Genomic DNA, 13,915 nt, shown 5'->3' with positions numbered 1-13,915 from the left:
AACGGCCTCCGGCTGTTCTCCCCAGCCGCAGGCGCTCCCGGAGATCCCACGTCAGAAGCCGCGGGACCAGCCTCTGGATTTGCCGTCAAGATCAAGTGTGGCATAGCGTCTCGCTGTTCGCGTGAGCAAGCGTGCGATGGGTTGCGTATGACGCAACGAAGCACGTCAGGTGGTGACCAAGCGTGCTCGTTGCTCGACGTGGGAAAGAGGAGCAAATGATCCGGGGGAAGAAGGCCGCCGTGGGCGCGCTCGCGGCCGTTCTGATGGCGACGGGGATGGGCCTGGCCGACGCGGGTACCGCCGAGGCTGCCGGGGCCCGGTACAAGTGCAAGTCCGAGGTGCACCTCAGCCTCGGTCGTCCGACGGCGACGTCCAGCTGCAAGAAGTCGAGTTCGGGCAAGAAGGTGAGCAAGCACCGGGTCAAGCTCACCTGCGATGTGATCCGCGGCACGGGAGCCGGTTCCGAGCACACGATCCCGTGGACCCTGTGGGGTCCCTGGAAGAAGCCCGGTGAGAAGTCGACCGTGCAGTGCGGTTTCCGCAGCTTCCTCCGCTCATGGTCGGTGGAGACGAGGGCTTGACGCGAGCCCGACAGAACGGCGAGGGCCGCCGCACCTCAGGTGCGGCGGCCCTCGCCTTGCGTATGGAGGGACGTCAGTGGACGTCGCCCATGAGCGACTTGACCTTCCGGCGGTACATGTAGACCGCGAAGCCCGCGAGGGCGGCGAGCGCCGCCTCCCCGAGGACGGCGGGCGTGCCGCCGAGGTCGACACCGGCGATGGCCGGGTTGGACAGCAGGCTGGTGATGGAGTCGCCCGCGGTGACCGCGAGGAACCACACGCCCATCATCTGGCTGGCGTACTTGGCCGGGGCCATCTTCGTCGTCACCGACAGGCCGACCGGCGACAGGCACAGCTCGCCGACGGTCTGGATGAAGTAGATGCCCACCAGCCACATCGGGCTGACCGCGGTGCCGTTCGCCGCCATGCCCAGCGGGATGAGGAAGAAGAAGAACGACACGCCGATCAGGATCAGGGCCATCGCGAACTTCACGATGGTGCTCGGCTCCTTGCCCTTGCGGTTCAGCCACAGCCAGACCCAGGCGAAGACGGGGGCCAGCGCCATGATGAACAGCGGGTTCAGCGACTGGTACCAGGAGGACGGGAAGTCGAAGCCGAGCAGCGAGCCCGCGGCCTTGCCCTCGCCGAATGCCTGGACGGTGGACGCGCCCTGGTCGTAGATCATCCAGAAGACGGCGGCCGCGACGAAGAACCAGATGTAGCCGGTCATCTTCGACTGCTCGGTGGTCGAGAGCTCCTTGTCCCGCTTGATGCGCAGCAGCACACCGGTCGGGACGACCAGACCGATGACCGTGAGCGGGATCATTGCCCAGTTCAGGGTGAAGTGGCCGGTGACGCCCACGACGCCGTAGAAGACGGTCGCCGCGATCACCCAGAGCAGGCCCTTGCGCAGCCAGGCCGCGCGTTCCTCGGCCGCGAGAGGCTTGGGGACGACGCTGCTCCGCGGGCTCAGGTGGCGGGTGCCGAGCAAGAACGCCACGAGGCCGATCGCCATGCCGACCGCGGCCATGCCGAAGCCGAGGTGCCAGTTGACCTCCTGGCCGACGGTGCCGATGGCCAGCGGGGCGAAGAAGGCACCCGCGTTGATGCCCATGTAGAAGATCGTGAAGCCGCCGTCGCGGCGCGGGTCGTCCGGGCCGTCGTACAGGTGGCCCACCATCGTGGAGATGTTGGCCTTGAGCAGACCGGAGCCGGCCGCGACCAGCGCCAGGCCCGCGAAGAACGGGGCCTGACCGCCGGGCAGCGCCAGGGTGAGGTGGCCGGCCATGATCGTGACGGCCGCGATGGTCACCGTCTTGCGGGGGCCCCAGACGCGGTCACCGAGCCAGCCGCCGGGCATGGCGAGCAGGTAGACCATCGCCGAGTAGACGGAGACGATCACCGTGGTGGTGGCCACGTCCATGGCCAGGCCGCCGCCCATGCTCCCCTTGCCGGCGTCGGGGCCGCCGGAGAGCAGGTAGACGGTGAGCAGGGCTTTCATGCCGTAGTAGGAGAAACGCTCCCACATCTCGGTCATGAAGAGTGTGGCCAGGCCGCGGGGGTGGCCGAAGAAGGTCTTCTCGGAGCCGGGGGTGCCCGGGCGGGCCGAGTCCTTCGTCAGGCTGGACGCCATGGTCGATCCTTGCTGGTCGGGACGCGCACCGACGTTGACTGTCGCGCGCCCGGTGGGGGGGGGGCGGCCGGCACCGGCGAGGCACAGCCGCCCACCCCCACGCCCACGGGGAGTTCCGCTCCGGGTCACGAAGCGGCGGACGGCGGCCACCGGGATCCACGCCCCCGTCCTTGGGGGCCCGGCCACAGGTCATTCCAGACACAAAAGAGACCCTCAGCGTCAAGCCGCCGAAGGTCCCCGCAGTGCTACAGGCGTTGTTTCACCATACGTCAGGACACTGCCTGATATGGAAGGACTTGAGACTGGGATCACAGGTGTCGAGGGAACCGCGAGCACCCTTTCCAAGGTCCTTTCCAGGATCGCACCTCGTAGGCATAGGTCTGTACCACAGCGGGCGTAGGTAAGAGACGGGCCGGGGAGCGGTAAGAATCAAGGCGCCGATCACTCTCCAGCTCTTGTCATGGGCGGACTACCATCAGCTCATGACCCGTGTACTGCTCGCCGAGGACGACGCGTCCATTTCAGAGCCGCTGGCCCGCGCACTGCGCCGGGAAGGGTACGAGGTCGAGGTGCGGGAGGACGGCCCCACCGCGCTCGACGCTGGAATGCAGGGCGGGATCGACCTCGTCGTGCTGGACCTCGGCCTGCCCGGCATGGACGGCCTGGAGGTGGCCCGCCGACTGCGCGCCGACGCTCACGCCGTGCCGATCCTCATCCTGACCGCACGCGCCGACGAGGTGGACACCGTCGTCGGTCTCGACGCGGGCGCCGACGACTACGTCACCAAGCCGTTCCGGCTCGCCGAACTGCTGGCCCGGGTCCGGGCCCTGCTGCGGCGCGGCGCGGCGGAGCCGCAGCAGCCGCCCGCCACGCACGGGGTGCGGATCGACGTCGAGTCGCACCGGGCATGGATGGGCGAGGAGGAACTCCAGCTCACCGCAAAGGAGTTCGACCTGCTGCGGGTGCTGGTGCGCGACGCCGGCCGGGTGGTGACCCGGGATCAGCTGATGCGGGAGGTCTGGGACACGACCTGGTGGTCGTCGACCAAGACGCTCGACATGCACATCTCGTGGCTGCGCAAGAAGCTCGGCGACGACGCGGCGAACCCTCGGTACATCGCCACCGTGCGAGGCGTGGGCTTCCGTTTCGAGAAGAGCTGACCCAAAGCCGCAAAGGTAGAAGCTGCCAAGGTGGAAGCCGCAAAAGTAGAAGCCGTACAGGCAGAAGCCGTACAGGTAGACAAGCCGTACAGGTAAGCAACAGGACACCATGCGCCGCCGACTGATTCAGTCCACCCTCGCCGTCGTTCTCGTCGTCATCGCCGTCTTCGGCGTGTCCCTCGTCATCGTCGAGACCCGGACGATCACCAGCACCGCGCAGGAGCGGGTGGACACCGAGGCGGTGCGGCTGGTCAGCATCGTGGACAGCCGGCTGCTCGGTGAGGAGACCGTGGACGCCTCGGTGCTGCGGGATCAGATCCAGGGGGATCGTTACGCCGAGATCCGGATCCCGGGCAAGCCGGTGATCGAGGTGGGCTCCAAGCCGACCGGTGACGTCATCAGCGCCAAGGAGACCGGCGAGGAGGGCGAGACGATCACCGTGCAGGAGCCGCGGTCGTCGGTGACACGGGAGGTCGGCCGTACGTTGCTGATCATCGGGGCGGTGGCGCTGCTGGCGGTGATCGCGGCGGTCCTGCTGGCGGTACGCCAGGCGAACCGCCTTGCCTCTCCGCTCACCGACCTCGCGGAAACGGCGGAACGCCTCGGCTCGGGTGACCCCCGCCCCCGCCACAAGCGGTACGGCGTCCATGAGCTGGACCGCGTGGCGGACGTGCTGGACTCCTCCGCGGAGCGCATCGGGCGCATGCTGACGGCGGAACGCCGCCTGGCCGCGGACGCCTCGCACCAGCTCCGCACGCCGCTCACGGCGCTCTCCATGCGCCTGGAGGAGATCACCCTCACCGACGATCTCGACACGGTGAAGGAAGAGGCGACCATCGCCCTGACCCAGGTGGAGCGCCTCACGGACGTCGTCGAGCGCCTCCTCACCAACTCCCGCGACCCGCGCAACGGCTCCGCCGTCACCTTCGACCTCGACGAGGTCATCCAGCAGCAGCTGGCGGAGTGGCGCCCGGCGTACCGCAGCGTGGGCCGGGCGATCGTCAGCTCGGGCAAGCGCCACCTCCGGGCGGTCGGCACCCCGGGCGCGGTCGCTCAGGTCCTGGCGGCCCTGATCGAGAACTCCCTCATGCACGGCGGCGGCACGGTGGCGCTGCGCACCCGCGTGACGGGCAACCAGGCGGTCATCGAGGTCACGGACGAGGGCCCGGGCATCCCGGCGGACCTGGGCGCCCGCATCTTCGAGCGAGCCATCAGCGGCCGCAACTCCACCGGCATCGGCCTCGCGGTGGCCCGCGACCTGGCGGAAGCCGACGGCGGCCGCCTGGAGATGCTCCAGACCAACCCCCCGGTACTGGCCCTGTTCCTCTCCCGCACCCCACCGCTGAAGAAGCAGGCGGAGGATTCGGGCCCGACGGTCAGGTAGGGCGTGGAGGGGGAGGGCCACCCACCCGCTGGGTGCTCTGCCTCGCGGCGCTGACGGTCACTCCCCGGCGCCGGCCAGGCATTCCAGCCCGTCTGGGGGCACCCCCTCCGGGGGAGTTTGAGGACGAGGCCCGTTCAGGGCCGAAGCGGGGTCTGGGGCGGCAGCCCAGCGGGGTCGAAGGGGCGGAGCCCCTTCAGGACGGGACGGGTAGGGGCGGCGGGGGCGAAAGGCTCCGGGGCCGCACCCCGTACCCCGCACCGGGGTGAGCGTCAGCCCACCCGCTGCCTGACCCGCGGCTTCGCCGCCTGCGCTGCCTGCGGAGGCGCCTCCAGGAACGATTCCCCGCCGGCCACCTCCGCCTCCTCCGCAGGAAGCGCCCGGAACACCCACGTCCGATACGACCAGAACCGGAACAGCGTCGCGATACCGATGCCGAGGAACTTGAAGATGTTGCTCTGCAGCGGACTGTCCCAGCCGAACCAGTACGTCGCCGCGTACAGCACACCGTTCTCGATCACCAGACCGACCACGCTGAACAGCAGGAACAGACCCAGTTCCTTCGTACGACGACTCTTGTCCCGATCCCGGTAGGTGAAGTAGCGGAAGCCGATGTAGTTGAAGACGATCGCGACGACGGTGGCGATGACACTCGCCCGCACCACCTGGAGGTCGGTCACATGCCGTACCAGGTTGAACACGAGGAGGTTGACCAGCAGCCCAGCTCCACCCACCGCGCCGAACTTGGCGACCTCACGCATCAGCAGGTCGAACCGCTGCCGCACCGCACTGCGAGGTACTGGAGGCGCCGCATGAAGCCCCGAGGAACCACGTCCCATGGTTGTGAAGGCTCCTGTCGGTCGTTTTGTCGGTCGGTTTCGTCAACCCAGCCATGCTAACCACCCCCCTCCGCGATTGCCTGTGGGCGAGCTCATAGGTGGGGACATAGGTCGGAAAGAGGCCCGGAAAAGTCCGGTAAGAGGGTCGCCCCGACGCGGCCGATACCCTAGGGGCGTGACGTTCCCGGTAGTCGGCATGGTCGGCGGGGGTCAGCTCGCTCGTATGACACACGAGGCGGGCATCCCGCTCGGCATCAGGTTCAAGCTCCTCAGTGACACCCCTCAGGATTCCGCGGCGCAGGTGGTGAGCGATGTCGTCATCGGCGACTATCGCGACCTCGACACGCTGCGCGACTTCGCGAGGGGCTGCGATGTGATCACTTTCGATCACGAACATGTACCCACCGAGCACCTCAGGGCTCTGGAGGCGGACGGCATCCCCGTCCGCCCGGGCCCTGACGCACTCGTGCACGCCCAGGACAAGGGCGTGATGCGCGCGAAGCTCGACGCGATCGGCGTGCCGTGCCCACGGCACAGACTCGTGGCCGACCCACAGGATGTGGCGGCCTTCGCGGCCGAAGGCCTTGCCGAGGGCGCCGAGGGCGACGGCTTCCCCGTCGTCCTCAAGACCGTCCGCGGCGGCTACGACGGCAAGGGCGTCTGGGTCGTCGACTCCGTCGAGGAGGCCGCCGAGCCGTTCCGCGCCGGCGTCCCGGTCCTCGCCGAGGAGAAGGTCGACTTCGTACGGGAGCTCGCGGCGAACGTCGTACGCTCCCCGCACGGCCAGGCCGTCGCGTACCCGGTGGTCGAGTCCCGGCAGGTCAACGGCGTCTGCGACACCGTCATCGCACCCGCCCCCGACCTCGACGGGACCCTCGCCCTGAAGGCCGAGGAGATGGCCCTCACCATCGCCAAGGAACTCGGCGTCGTCGGCCACCTCGCCGTCGAGCTGTTCCAGACCCGCGACGGCCGCATCCTCGTCAACGAACTGGCGATGCGCCCGCACAACTCGGGCCACTGGACCCAGGACGGCGCGATCACCTCCCAGTTCGCCAACCACGTCCGCGCGGTCCTGGACCTCCCCCTCGGCGACCCGCGCCCGCGCGCCGAGTGGACCGTCATGGTCAACGTCCTCGGCGGCGACTACCCCGACATGTACTCCGCGTACCTGCACTGCATGGCCCGCGACCCCAAGCTCAAGATCCACATGTACGGCAAGGACGTGAAGCCCGGCCGCAAGGTCGGTCACGTCAACACCTACGGCGACGACCTCGACGACGTGCTGGAGCGCGCCCGTCACGCTGCCGGCTACCTGAGAGGCACGATCACCGAATGAGCCCCGTTGTTGGCATCGTCATGGGGTCGGACTCCGACTGGCCCGTCATGGAGGCCGCCGCCCAGGCCCTCGACGAGTTCGAGATCGAGTACGAGGTCGACGTCGTCTCCGCGCACCGTATGCCGCGCGAGATGGTCACGTACGGCGAGCAGGCCGCCGAACGGGGCCTCAAGGTGATCATCGCGGGGGCGGGCGGCGCCGCTCACCTCCCCGGCATGCTCGCCTCGGTCACGCCCCTGCCGGTCGTCGGCGTCCCGGTCCCGCTGAAGTACCTCGACGGCATGGACTCGCTGCTCTCGATCGTGCAGATGCCGGCCGGCGTGCCCGTGGCCACCGTCTCGGTCGCCGGCGCCCGCAACGCCGGTCTGCTCGCCGCCCGCATCCTCGCCGTGCACGACGAGGACCTGCTGCAGCGGATGCGTGACTTCCAGCAGGAGCTCAACGACCAGGCCACCGAGAAGGGCAAGCGCCTGCGCGCCAAGGCAGAGGGCGCGAGCGGCTTCGGCTTCGGCTCGGGGAAGTGACCGCGATGACCTCCCTGGAGGCAGCCCGGGAACTCCTGCGCGAGTTCCCGGTCGTCGACGGCCACAACGACCTCCCCTGGGCCCTGCGCGCACAGGTCCGCTACGACCTCGACGCCCGCGACATCGCCACCTCCCAGGCCGCCCACCTGCACACCGACATCCCCCGCCTGCGCGAGGGCGGCGTGGGCGCGCAGTTCTGGTCGGTGTACGTCCGCTCGGACTACGCCGGGGACAAGGCGGTCAGCGCCACCCTCGAACAGATCGACTGCGTACGGCAGTTGCTGGCGCGCTACCCGGCCGACCTGCGCCCGGCGCTGACGGCGGCGGACATGGAAGCCGCCCGCGGCGAGGGCCGTATCGCCTCCCTCATGGGCGCCGAGGGCGGCCACTCCATCGCCGACTCGCTCGCCACGCTGCGGGCGCTGTACGCGCTCGGCGTCCGCTACATGACCCTCACCCACAACGACAACATCGCGTGGGCGGACTCGGCGACGGACGTCCCCGGCGTGGGCGGTCTGTCGGCCTTCGGCCGCGAGGTCGTCCGCGAGATGAACCGCGAGGGCATGCTGGTGGACCTCTCGCACGTGGCGGCGACGACGATGCGGGACGCGCTGGACGCCACGTCGGCGCCGGTGATCTTCTCCCACTCCTCCTCCCGCGCGGTGTGCGACCACCCGCGCAACATCCCCGACGACGTCCTGGAACGGCTCCCCGGCAACGGCGGCGTCGCGATGGTGACGTTCGTGCCGAAGTTCGTGCTCCAGGCGGCGGTCGACTGGACGGCCGCCGCCGACGAGAACATGCGCGCCCACGGCTTCCACCACCTCGACACCACCGCCGAGGCGATGAAGGTGCACCGCGCCTTCGAGGAGACCAACCCGCGTCCGGTCGCCACGGTGCCCACGGTCGCCGACCACCTGGACCACATGCGCGAGGTCGCGGGCGTGGACCACATCGGCATCGGCGGCGACTACGACGGCACGGCCTTCACCCCCGACGGCCTGGGCGACGTGTCCGGCTACCCCAACCTCATCGCCGAGCTCCTCGACCGCGGCTGGTCCAAGCCCGACCTGGCCAAGCTGACCTGGCAGAACGCGGTACGGGTGCTGGGTGCGGCCGAGGACGTCGCCCGTGACCTGAAGGCGACGCGGGGCCCGTCCAACGCGACCATCGAGGCGCTGGACGGCTGAGCGTCGAGGGCGGGGCAGTCGGCGTAACCACCGCTCGCCCCGCCCGTGTACATCAGGTCCCGGTCCCGGACCTCACCGCGGAGCGGGCACTGACCGCCGAGAGGCAGCCCTCCGGTACCCCCGAACGCCCCGTCCACCAGGTACCCGCTCCGGGTCCGTGCGACGGTGAACCGTACTGCTGATCAGGACGCCGATCACGTACGGAGACAGCCGCCATGGCAGACCTCAAGGACGAACTGGACACCAGCCCCGAGGTCGGCGAGATCGATGACCTGCCCGCCGCGCTCCCCGGGGAGCCGTACGAACCCGTCGCCGGTCCGGGCCAGGACACCGACGCGGGCCTCCTCGAACGCGCCCACGCCCTGCTCGCCGCCCACCCCGTCGCCGACGGCTACAGCGGACTGCCGTGGGCGCTGCGCCGACTGCCCCGGGTCGACCTGGAGCTCGGCGAGAGCGCCGTCGACACAGACGTGCCGCGGATGCGCGAAGGCCACGTCGCCGCGCTGTTCTGGGCGCTGCACCTGCCCGAGGGACTGGCCGGCGAGCGGGCCGTCGGTGCCACGCTGGAGCAGCTGGACCTGGTGAAGACCGTCGTACGGGCCCACCCCGAGGGCCTGCGCCTCGCCGACACCCCCGGGCCGATCACGGACGTCCGCCACTTCGGTCGCGTCGCCGTCCTGCCCGGCCCCGCGGGGGCCGCGGCCCTCGGCGACTCGCTCGGCATCCTGCGTTCCCTGCACGGGCTGGGGCTGCGCGCCCTCACCCTGTCCGGCACCTCCTGGGCGAGCGAGGCGGGCCTGACCAGGTTCGGCGACGAGGTGCTGCGCGAGATGAACCGCCTCGGTGTGCTGGCCGAACTCTCCGGCGCCTCCGCGGACACCCTGCGCCGCGCGTGCGCGGTCTCCAGGTCACCGGTCCTGTGCGCCCGCTCCGCCGCCCACGCCCTGCGCCCCCACCCGGCCAACCTCCCCGACGACCTGCTCGCCGAGCTGCGCGCCGTCGGCGGCCTGTGCATGGTGCCGCTGACCGCCGAGCAGACCGGCCCGTCCGTCCGGGACGTCGCCGACCATCTCGACCACGTGCGCGAGGTGGCGGGCACGGAGTGCGTCGGCCTGTCCGGCACCTACGACGTCGGCGCCGCCCACCCGCAGGATCTCAGCGACGCCTCCGGCTTCCCGCGCCTGGTCGCCGAGCTGCTGCGCCGGGGCTGGCCCGAGGCCGACATCGCCCTGCTGACCTGGGGCAACGTCCAGCGTGTCCTGCGCGAGGCCGACTTCACGGCCCGGGAGGCGCAGCGGCGCCGGGAGCCGTCGACGGCGAAGATCGCCGAGCTGGACGGATAGCCGGGGCCGCCAGGAGTCCACGATCACGGCTGCTCGATCACGGCCGCTCGATCCGGCAGAGGCAGAACGGGTGCCCCGCGGGGTCGGCGTAGACCCGCCAGTCCTCCTTGTCGTCGGCGTGCAGCAACCGCGCGCCCAGCTCCAGCACCTTCTCCTGAGCCGCGTCGACCTCCTCCCAGGTGGACCCCGCGTCGAAGTCGAGGTGGAACTGCTGCGAGTCGTGGTCGGCGCGCGGCCACTTCGGCGGGGTGTGTCCGGGCGCCGACTGGAAGGCGATCCGCGGTCCGCCCGGGAGCTGGAGTACGACCCAGTCGGGATCGTCGTCCTCGGGTGTACCGCCGCCTACGCCGGCGTAGAAGCGGGCGAGGGCGCGGGGGTCGGGGCAGTCGATGACGACGGAACGCAGACGTGCCACGGCGGCCATGGTTTCCTCCCGGCGGTCAGGGCGTGATCAGCAGGCGCACAGGCAGAACGGGTGCCCGGCCGGATCCGCGTAAACCCTGAAGGTCCGGCCGCGGTCCTCGGCGTCCAGAGGCTTCGCCCCCAGTGCCAGTACGCCTTCCTCGGCCGCGTCCAGGTCCGCGACGGTCAGGTCCAGATGGAACTGCTGCGAGTGCTCGGACGCCGGCCACTGCGGCGGTACGAACCCGGGGGCGGCCTGGAACGCCAGCGACTGCCCGCCGGGCACCTTCAGGTCCACCCAGTCTCCTTCGCCTTCGACGCTTCCGCCGAGCACGCGCGCGTAGAAGTCGGCGAGGGCACGGGGGTCGGGACAGTCCAGGACGACGACGCCCAGTTCGGCGATGGCCATGACTTCCTCCTCGAAGTCTTGGTTACCTCTACAGCTCCGCAGAGGGTAACTCCGTTACTGCATACTCCAGCATTGGCGGTAACGTCGCAAGGGGAAGCGGGAGGTAGCGTGCAGCCATGAGTGAGAGATCGCCCGCGCCCGGGGGCCTGGAGCTGGTCGAGTCCCTGGTCAACACGCTGGACATCGAGTCGGGCGCCGACTCGCTGGACACGGCGCAGGGCCGGGCGCGCTTCGGGCTGGCCGAGGAAGACGTGCCGGGGGCGCGGGAGCTGCGGGAGTCGCTGCGGGTGGCCCTTCTCGCGCATGCGGGGCATCCTCCGCACCGGGTCGCGACGCCGTTGGGGGAGGTGCTGACGGCCGGCCCGCTGCTCGTCACGGTCGACCCGGCCGACGGCTCGGCCGGCCTCGCCCCCGCCGTCGAGGGCCCGCTGCTCTCCCGGGTGGCGGCGGCCATCGCCCAGGCCCTCGTCGAGGGCACGTGGAACCGGCTGAAGGCCTGCGAGGCCGTCGACTGCCACTGGGCGTACTACGACCGCAGCCCGGCGGGCCGTGGTCGCTGGTGCTCGATGCAGGTGTGCGGGGCGCGGGCGAAGATGCGGCGGTACCGGGCGAAGTGACGCCCACCGGGGTGCCGGGGCATGTCGTCCTGCGGCTGCGGAGCCGCATATGGATACGGCCCCGCGCGCCTTTCAGGGGCGTTGCCGTCAGGTCTCCTCTTCGCGGGGCCGGGACGCCCTTGAGCCCACCAGCAGGAGGCACAGGACCGCGACCCCTGCGACCATCCCGGTCAGGACCAGCAAGGGGTCCAGTGGGCGGGTTGGCGAGGCGGTGATCTGGGTCTGCGGTGCTGGGGACGGGGTGGCCGTCGGCGTGGGTGACGGCGACTGTGCGGCGGCCTGGTGCGACGGGGACGGTGCGGACCGGGCGGGCGAGGGGGTCGGTGAGCGTGTCGCCGCTGTCCGGCTCGGTACGGTCGAGTGGTGGCCGGACGACTGGTGTCCCGTCCCCGAGTGGTCATGCGTCGGCGCGGGCGCCGGTGCCGACGTCGCCGCCGCCCGGACCACGATCCGGGCGGTCATGTTCGGGTGGACGGTGCAGTAGTAGGCGTACGTCCCCGGCGTGGTGAAGGTGAAGCTCCAGCTTCCGCCCTTGTTCAGCATGGGGGAGTGGAAGGCGGCCGGGGCCGACGTGGTCTTCACGTCGTGCGGGGCGGTGTCCTGGTTGGTCCAGGTGACCGTGGAGCCGGCGGTGACGGTCAGGGTCGCGGGACTGAAGGCGTATCCGCTCATGGCGACCCGGTACGTCGCCGCCGACGCCCGGCCGACCGGCAGCACGAGCAGCAGGCCGACCAGGCCGACCAGGACGGCCAGGGCAGCCAGAGCGCGGACGGTCCCCGGGACCGCTCGCCGTGCCGCCCTCACGCGAACTCCCCGGCGACCAGCAGCCGCAGCCGCGTAGTGGGCCGCAGCCGGCCGAACCGGCCGAACCGGAAGCCGGTGGCGCGGCGCAGCAGCCGGTACGACAGCCGGGCGGTGCCCACGACGAGCAGCAGGTCGTCGGACCGCTCGACGACCCGCAGCCGCAGCAGCGCGGGGAAGTCGGTGCCGTCGATACCGAGGTCGCCGGTGAGCTGGACGGTGCCGGTGCCCTCGTGGGCGTGGGCGGGGGCGAGGGTGAGAACGCCAGTGAGATGGGGGCCGTCGAACTCGAAGCGGAAGGTGGGGTGTTCGTCGGTCTCCGGGACGGTGAGCGAGGCCGCCGCGAGGGTGAGGCGGCGGCGCCGGAGCGGCAACGGGCCGCACAGAGCGGTGAGTTCGACCAGCGAGCGGCCGGGGGCCACGGCGTACCGGCCGGGCAGGGGCAGCCAGGGGGGTGAGGCGGGAGCCTCGGGCGGGGTCGGGTCGACGGGCAGGGTGACGGTTGTCATCCCGGTCTCCTTGGAAAGCGGTTCCGGAAGGGCGGCGGTGACGGGGACAATGGGGGAGCGCCGGTCCGGCCGACTGAGCCTCGGCCGGACCGGCGTCCGTCTTCCGCGCGGGCGGTGTCAGCAGCTGTTGGTGAGGAAGTCCTCGGTGGGCGTGAGCAGGTGCTCGGCCCAGACCGTGTGCATCTGCACGTAGCTGTCGACGTTCAGCAGATCGGCGACCTGCTGCCCGGGCGACTCCTCCAGGTGCGCCTTGTTGATGTGGTTCAGCAGCACGCTGAGAGTGTCGTCGAGGATCGTGCCGCCGCCCTCGGTGGCGGGCGTCAGGATGCTCTCGATCCACACCGTGTGCGTCTTGACGTACGAGTCCAGCGCCAGCGCGTCCTGCACCTGCTGGGCCGGGGACCGCTCCAGGTGCGCCGCGTTGAGATGCTGGAGGATCGGCAGCAGCACGTCCTGGACGCTGGCGCACTGCTCGTCGCCGCCACCGGAGCCACCACCGGTCGTACCGCCGGAGCCACCACCGGACGTGCCGCCTGTGCCGCCACCGGACGTACCGCCCGACGTACCGCCCGACGTACCGCCCGACGTGCCGCCCGTGCCGCCACCGGAGCCGGACCCACCGGAGGAGCCGCCGCTCGACCCGCCCGAGGAACCACCGGACGAGCCGCCTGACGAGCCGCCTGACGAGCCGCCTGACGAGCCGCCGTCGTCGGCGGCTACGACCTTCACGGACGCCACCATGTCCGGGTGCACCGCGCAGTAGTAGTCGTACGTCCCGGCCGTGGTGAAGGTGTACGACCACGAGTCGCCCTGCTCCAACGTGCCCGAGTCGAACTTCTTCGGGCCCTTGGTCGTGGTGACCGTGTGCGGCACGCTGTCGTGGTTGGTCCAGCGGACCGTGTCGCCGACCTCGACGACGAGCTGCTTTCCGTCGCCGAACTTGTTGTTCATGATGTCGACCTGGTGGTCCGGCGCCGCGTCGGCCGCCGGCTGTACCTGGGCCGCGGCGGCAGCGGGCGCCTGAGCCGCGCCCGCGTCCGTCGTGGAGGCCGCCCCGGAGGCCGAGGTGCTCGAGGCGGCCTGGAGCAGCCCCAGGCTGAGCACCGCGGCCAGCGCCGCGCCGACTCCGGCCACCAGCAGCCCCCGGTTGCCCGCGGGCGGGCGGCGGCCCGCTGCCGCGTCGCTCTCATTGCTTCGTTTCAACGCAACTC

At 70.9% G+C, this 13,915-nt stretch carries 15 protein-coding genes; 8 read left to right on the top strand and 7 right to left on the bottom strand.

The features are described from left to right. Positions 1–215 precede the first annotated feature (215 nt). Positions 216–581 (top strand): hypothetical protein, encoded by a 366-nt coding sequence (locus AB5J49_RS19225; protein WP_369169852.1) that lies wholly within the window; start codon positions 216–218, stop codon positions 579–581. A gap of 73 nt (positions 582–654) precedes the next feature. Here the strand turns inward: AB5J49_RS19225 and AB5J49_RS19220 are convergent, their stop codons facing one another. After that, the gene (locus tag AB5J49_RS19220) at positions 655–2,193 is read right to left on the bottom strand and encodes a peptide MFS transporter (RefSeq protein WP_369169851.1); all 1,539 of its coding nucleotides are present in this window, start codon (positions 2,191–2,193) and stop codon (positions 655–657) included. Between the two features lie 482 nt (positions 2,194–2,675). Between AB5J49_RS19220 and AB5J49_RS19215 the strand changes: the two genes are divergently transcribed. Further along, positions 2,676–3,353, top strand: coding sequence for a response regulator transcription factor (locus tag AB5J49_RS19215; RefSeq protein ID WP_369169850.1), 678 nt, complete (start codon positions 2,676–2,678; stop codon positions 3,351–3,353). Between the two features lie 109 nt (positions 3,354–3,462). Then, the gene (locus AB5J49_RS19210; protein WP_369169849.1) at positions 3,463–4,737 is read left to right on the top strand and encodes an ATP-binding protein; all 1,275 of its coding nucleotides are present in this window, start codon (positions 3,463–3,465) and stop codon (positions 4,735–4,737) included. A 269-nt stretch (positions 4,738–5,006) separates the two neighbouring features. On the opposite strand, the gene AB5J49_RS19205 is transcribed toward AB5J49_RS19210, so the two are convergent. Beyond that, positions 5,007–5,573, bottom strand: a complete 567-nt coding sequence (locus tag AB5J49_RS19205; RefSeq protein ID WP_369169848.1) for a GtrA family protein — start codon at positions 5,571–5,573, stop codon at positions 5,007–5,009. Between the two features lie 175 nt (positions 5,574–5,748). On the opposite strand from AB5J49_RS19205, the gene AB5J49_RS19200 reads away from it, so the two are divergent. The 4 genes from AB5J49_RS19200 (at position 5,749) to AB5J49_RS19185 (ending at position 9,966) form a co-directional block, all read left to right on the top strand. After that, positions 5,749–6,909 (top strand): 5-(carboxyamino)imidazole ribonucleotide synthase, encoded by a 1,161-nt coding sequence (locus AB5J49_RS19200; RefSeq protein WP_369169847.1) that lies wholly within the window; start codon positions 5,749–5,751, stop codon positions 6,907–6,909. Next, positions 6,906–7,433 carry a 5-(carboxyamino)imidazole ribonucleotide mutase gene (gene purE / locus AB5J49_RS19195; RefSeq protein WP_369169846.1) on the top strand — a complete coding sequence of 176 codons (528 nt, stop codon included), beginning with the start codon at positions 6,906–6,908 and terminating at the stop codon, positions 7,431–7,433. Before AB5J49_RS19200 ends, purE begins: the two co-directional genes overlap by 4 nt. A gap of 5 nt (positions 7,434–7,438) precedes the next feature. Continuing rightward, complete coding sequence (locus AB5J49_RS19190; RefSeq protein ID WP_369175191.1) at positions 7,439–8,623, top strand: dipeptidase; 1,185 nt, start codon at positions 7,439–7,441, stop codon at positions 8,621–8,623. 215 nt (positions 8,624–8,838) lie between these two features. Next, positions 8,839–9,966: a dipeptidase gene (locus tag AB5J49_RS19185; RefSeq protein WP_369169845.1), complete on the top strand. Its 1,128-nt coding sequence runs from the start codon at positions 8,839–8,841 to the stop codon at positions 9,964–9,966. Positions 9,967–10,003: 37 nt separating this feature from the next. Here the strand turns inward: AB5J49_RS19185 and AB5J49_RS19180 are convergent, their stop codons facing one another. Then, entirely contained in the window at positions 10,004–10,390 is a 387-nt protein-coding gene (locus AB5J49_RS19180; RefSeq protein ID WP_369169844.1) for a VOC family protein, read from the bottom strand. Between the two features lie 27 nt (positions 10,391–10,417). Then, positions 10,418–10,777 carry a VOC family protein gene (locus AB5J49_RS19175; protein WP_369169843.1) on the bottom strand — a complete coding sequence of 120 codons (360 nt, stop codon included), beginning with the start codon at positions 10,775–10,777 and terminating at the stop codon, positions 10,418–10,420. A 116-nt stretch (positions 10,778–10,893) separates the two neighbouring features. Between AB5J49_RS19175 and AB5J49_RS19170 the strand changes: the two genes are divergently transcribed. Next, positions 10,894–11,394, top strand: coding sequence for a CGNR zinc finger domain-containing protein (locus AB5J49_RS19170; RefSeq protein ID WP_369169842.1), 501 nt, complete (start codon positions 10,894–10,896; stop codon positions 11,392–11,394). 87 nt (positions 11,395–11,481) lie between these two features. Here the strand turns inward: AB5J49_RS19170 and AB5J49_RS19165 are convergent, their stop codons facing one another. The 3 genes from AB5J49_RS19165 to AB5J49_RS19155 form a co-directional block, all read right to left on the bottom strand. Beyond that, positions 11,482–12,198: a plastocyanin/azurin family copper-binding protein gene (locus AB5J49_RS19165; protein WP_369169841.1), complete on the bottom strand. Its 717-nt coding sequence runs from the start codon at positions 12,196–12,198 to the stop codon at positions 11,482–11,484. After that, positions 12,195–12,704, bottom strand: a complete 510-nt coding sequence (locus AB5J49_RS19160; RefSeq protein WP_369169840.1) for a hypothetical protein — start codon at positions 12,702–12,704, stop codon at positions 12,195–12,197. Before AB5J49_RS19160 ends, AB5J49_RS19165 begins: the two co-directional genes overlap by 4 nt. 117 nt (positions 12,705–12,821) lie before the next feature. Then, positions 12,822–13,907, bottom strand: a complete 1,086-nt coding sequence (locus AB5J49_RS19155; protein WP_369169839.1) for a plastocyanin/azurin family copper-binding protein — start codon at positions 13,905–13,907, stop codon at positions 12,822–12,824. Positions 13,908–13,915 lie beyond the last annotated feature (8 nt).

Source organism: Streptomyces sp. R28, assembly GCF_041052385.1.
In the GTDB taxonomy this organism is placed as follows: Bacteria; Actinomycetota; Actinomycetes; order Streptomycetales; family Streptomycetaceae; genus Streptomyces.
Note: the sequence above shows the minus strand (reverse complement) of the source record. Positions and strands in the feature narration are given on the sequence as shown.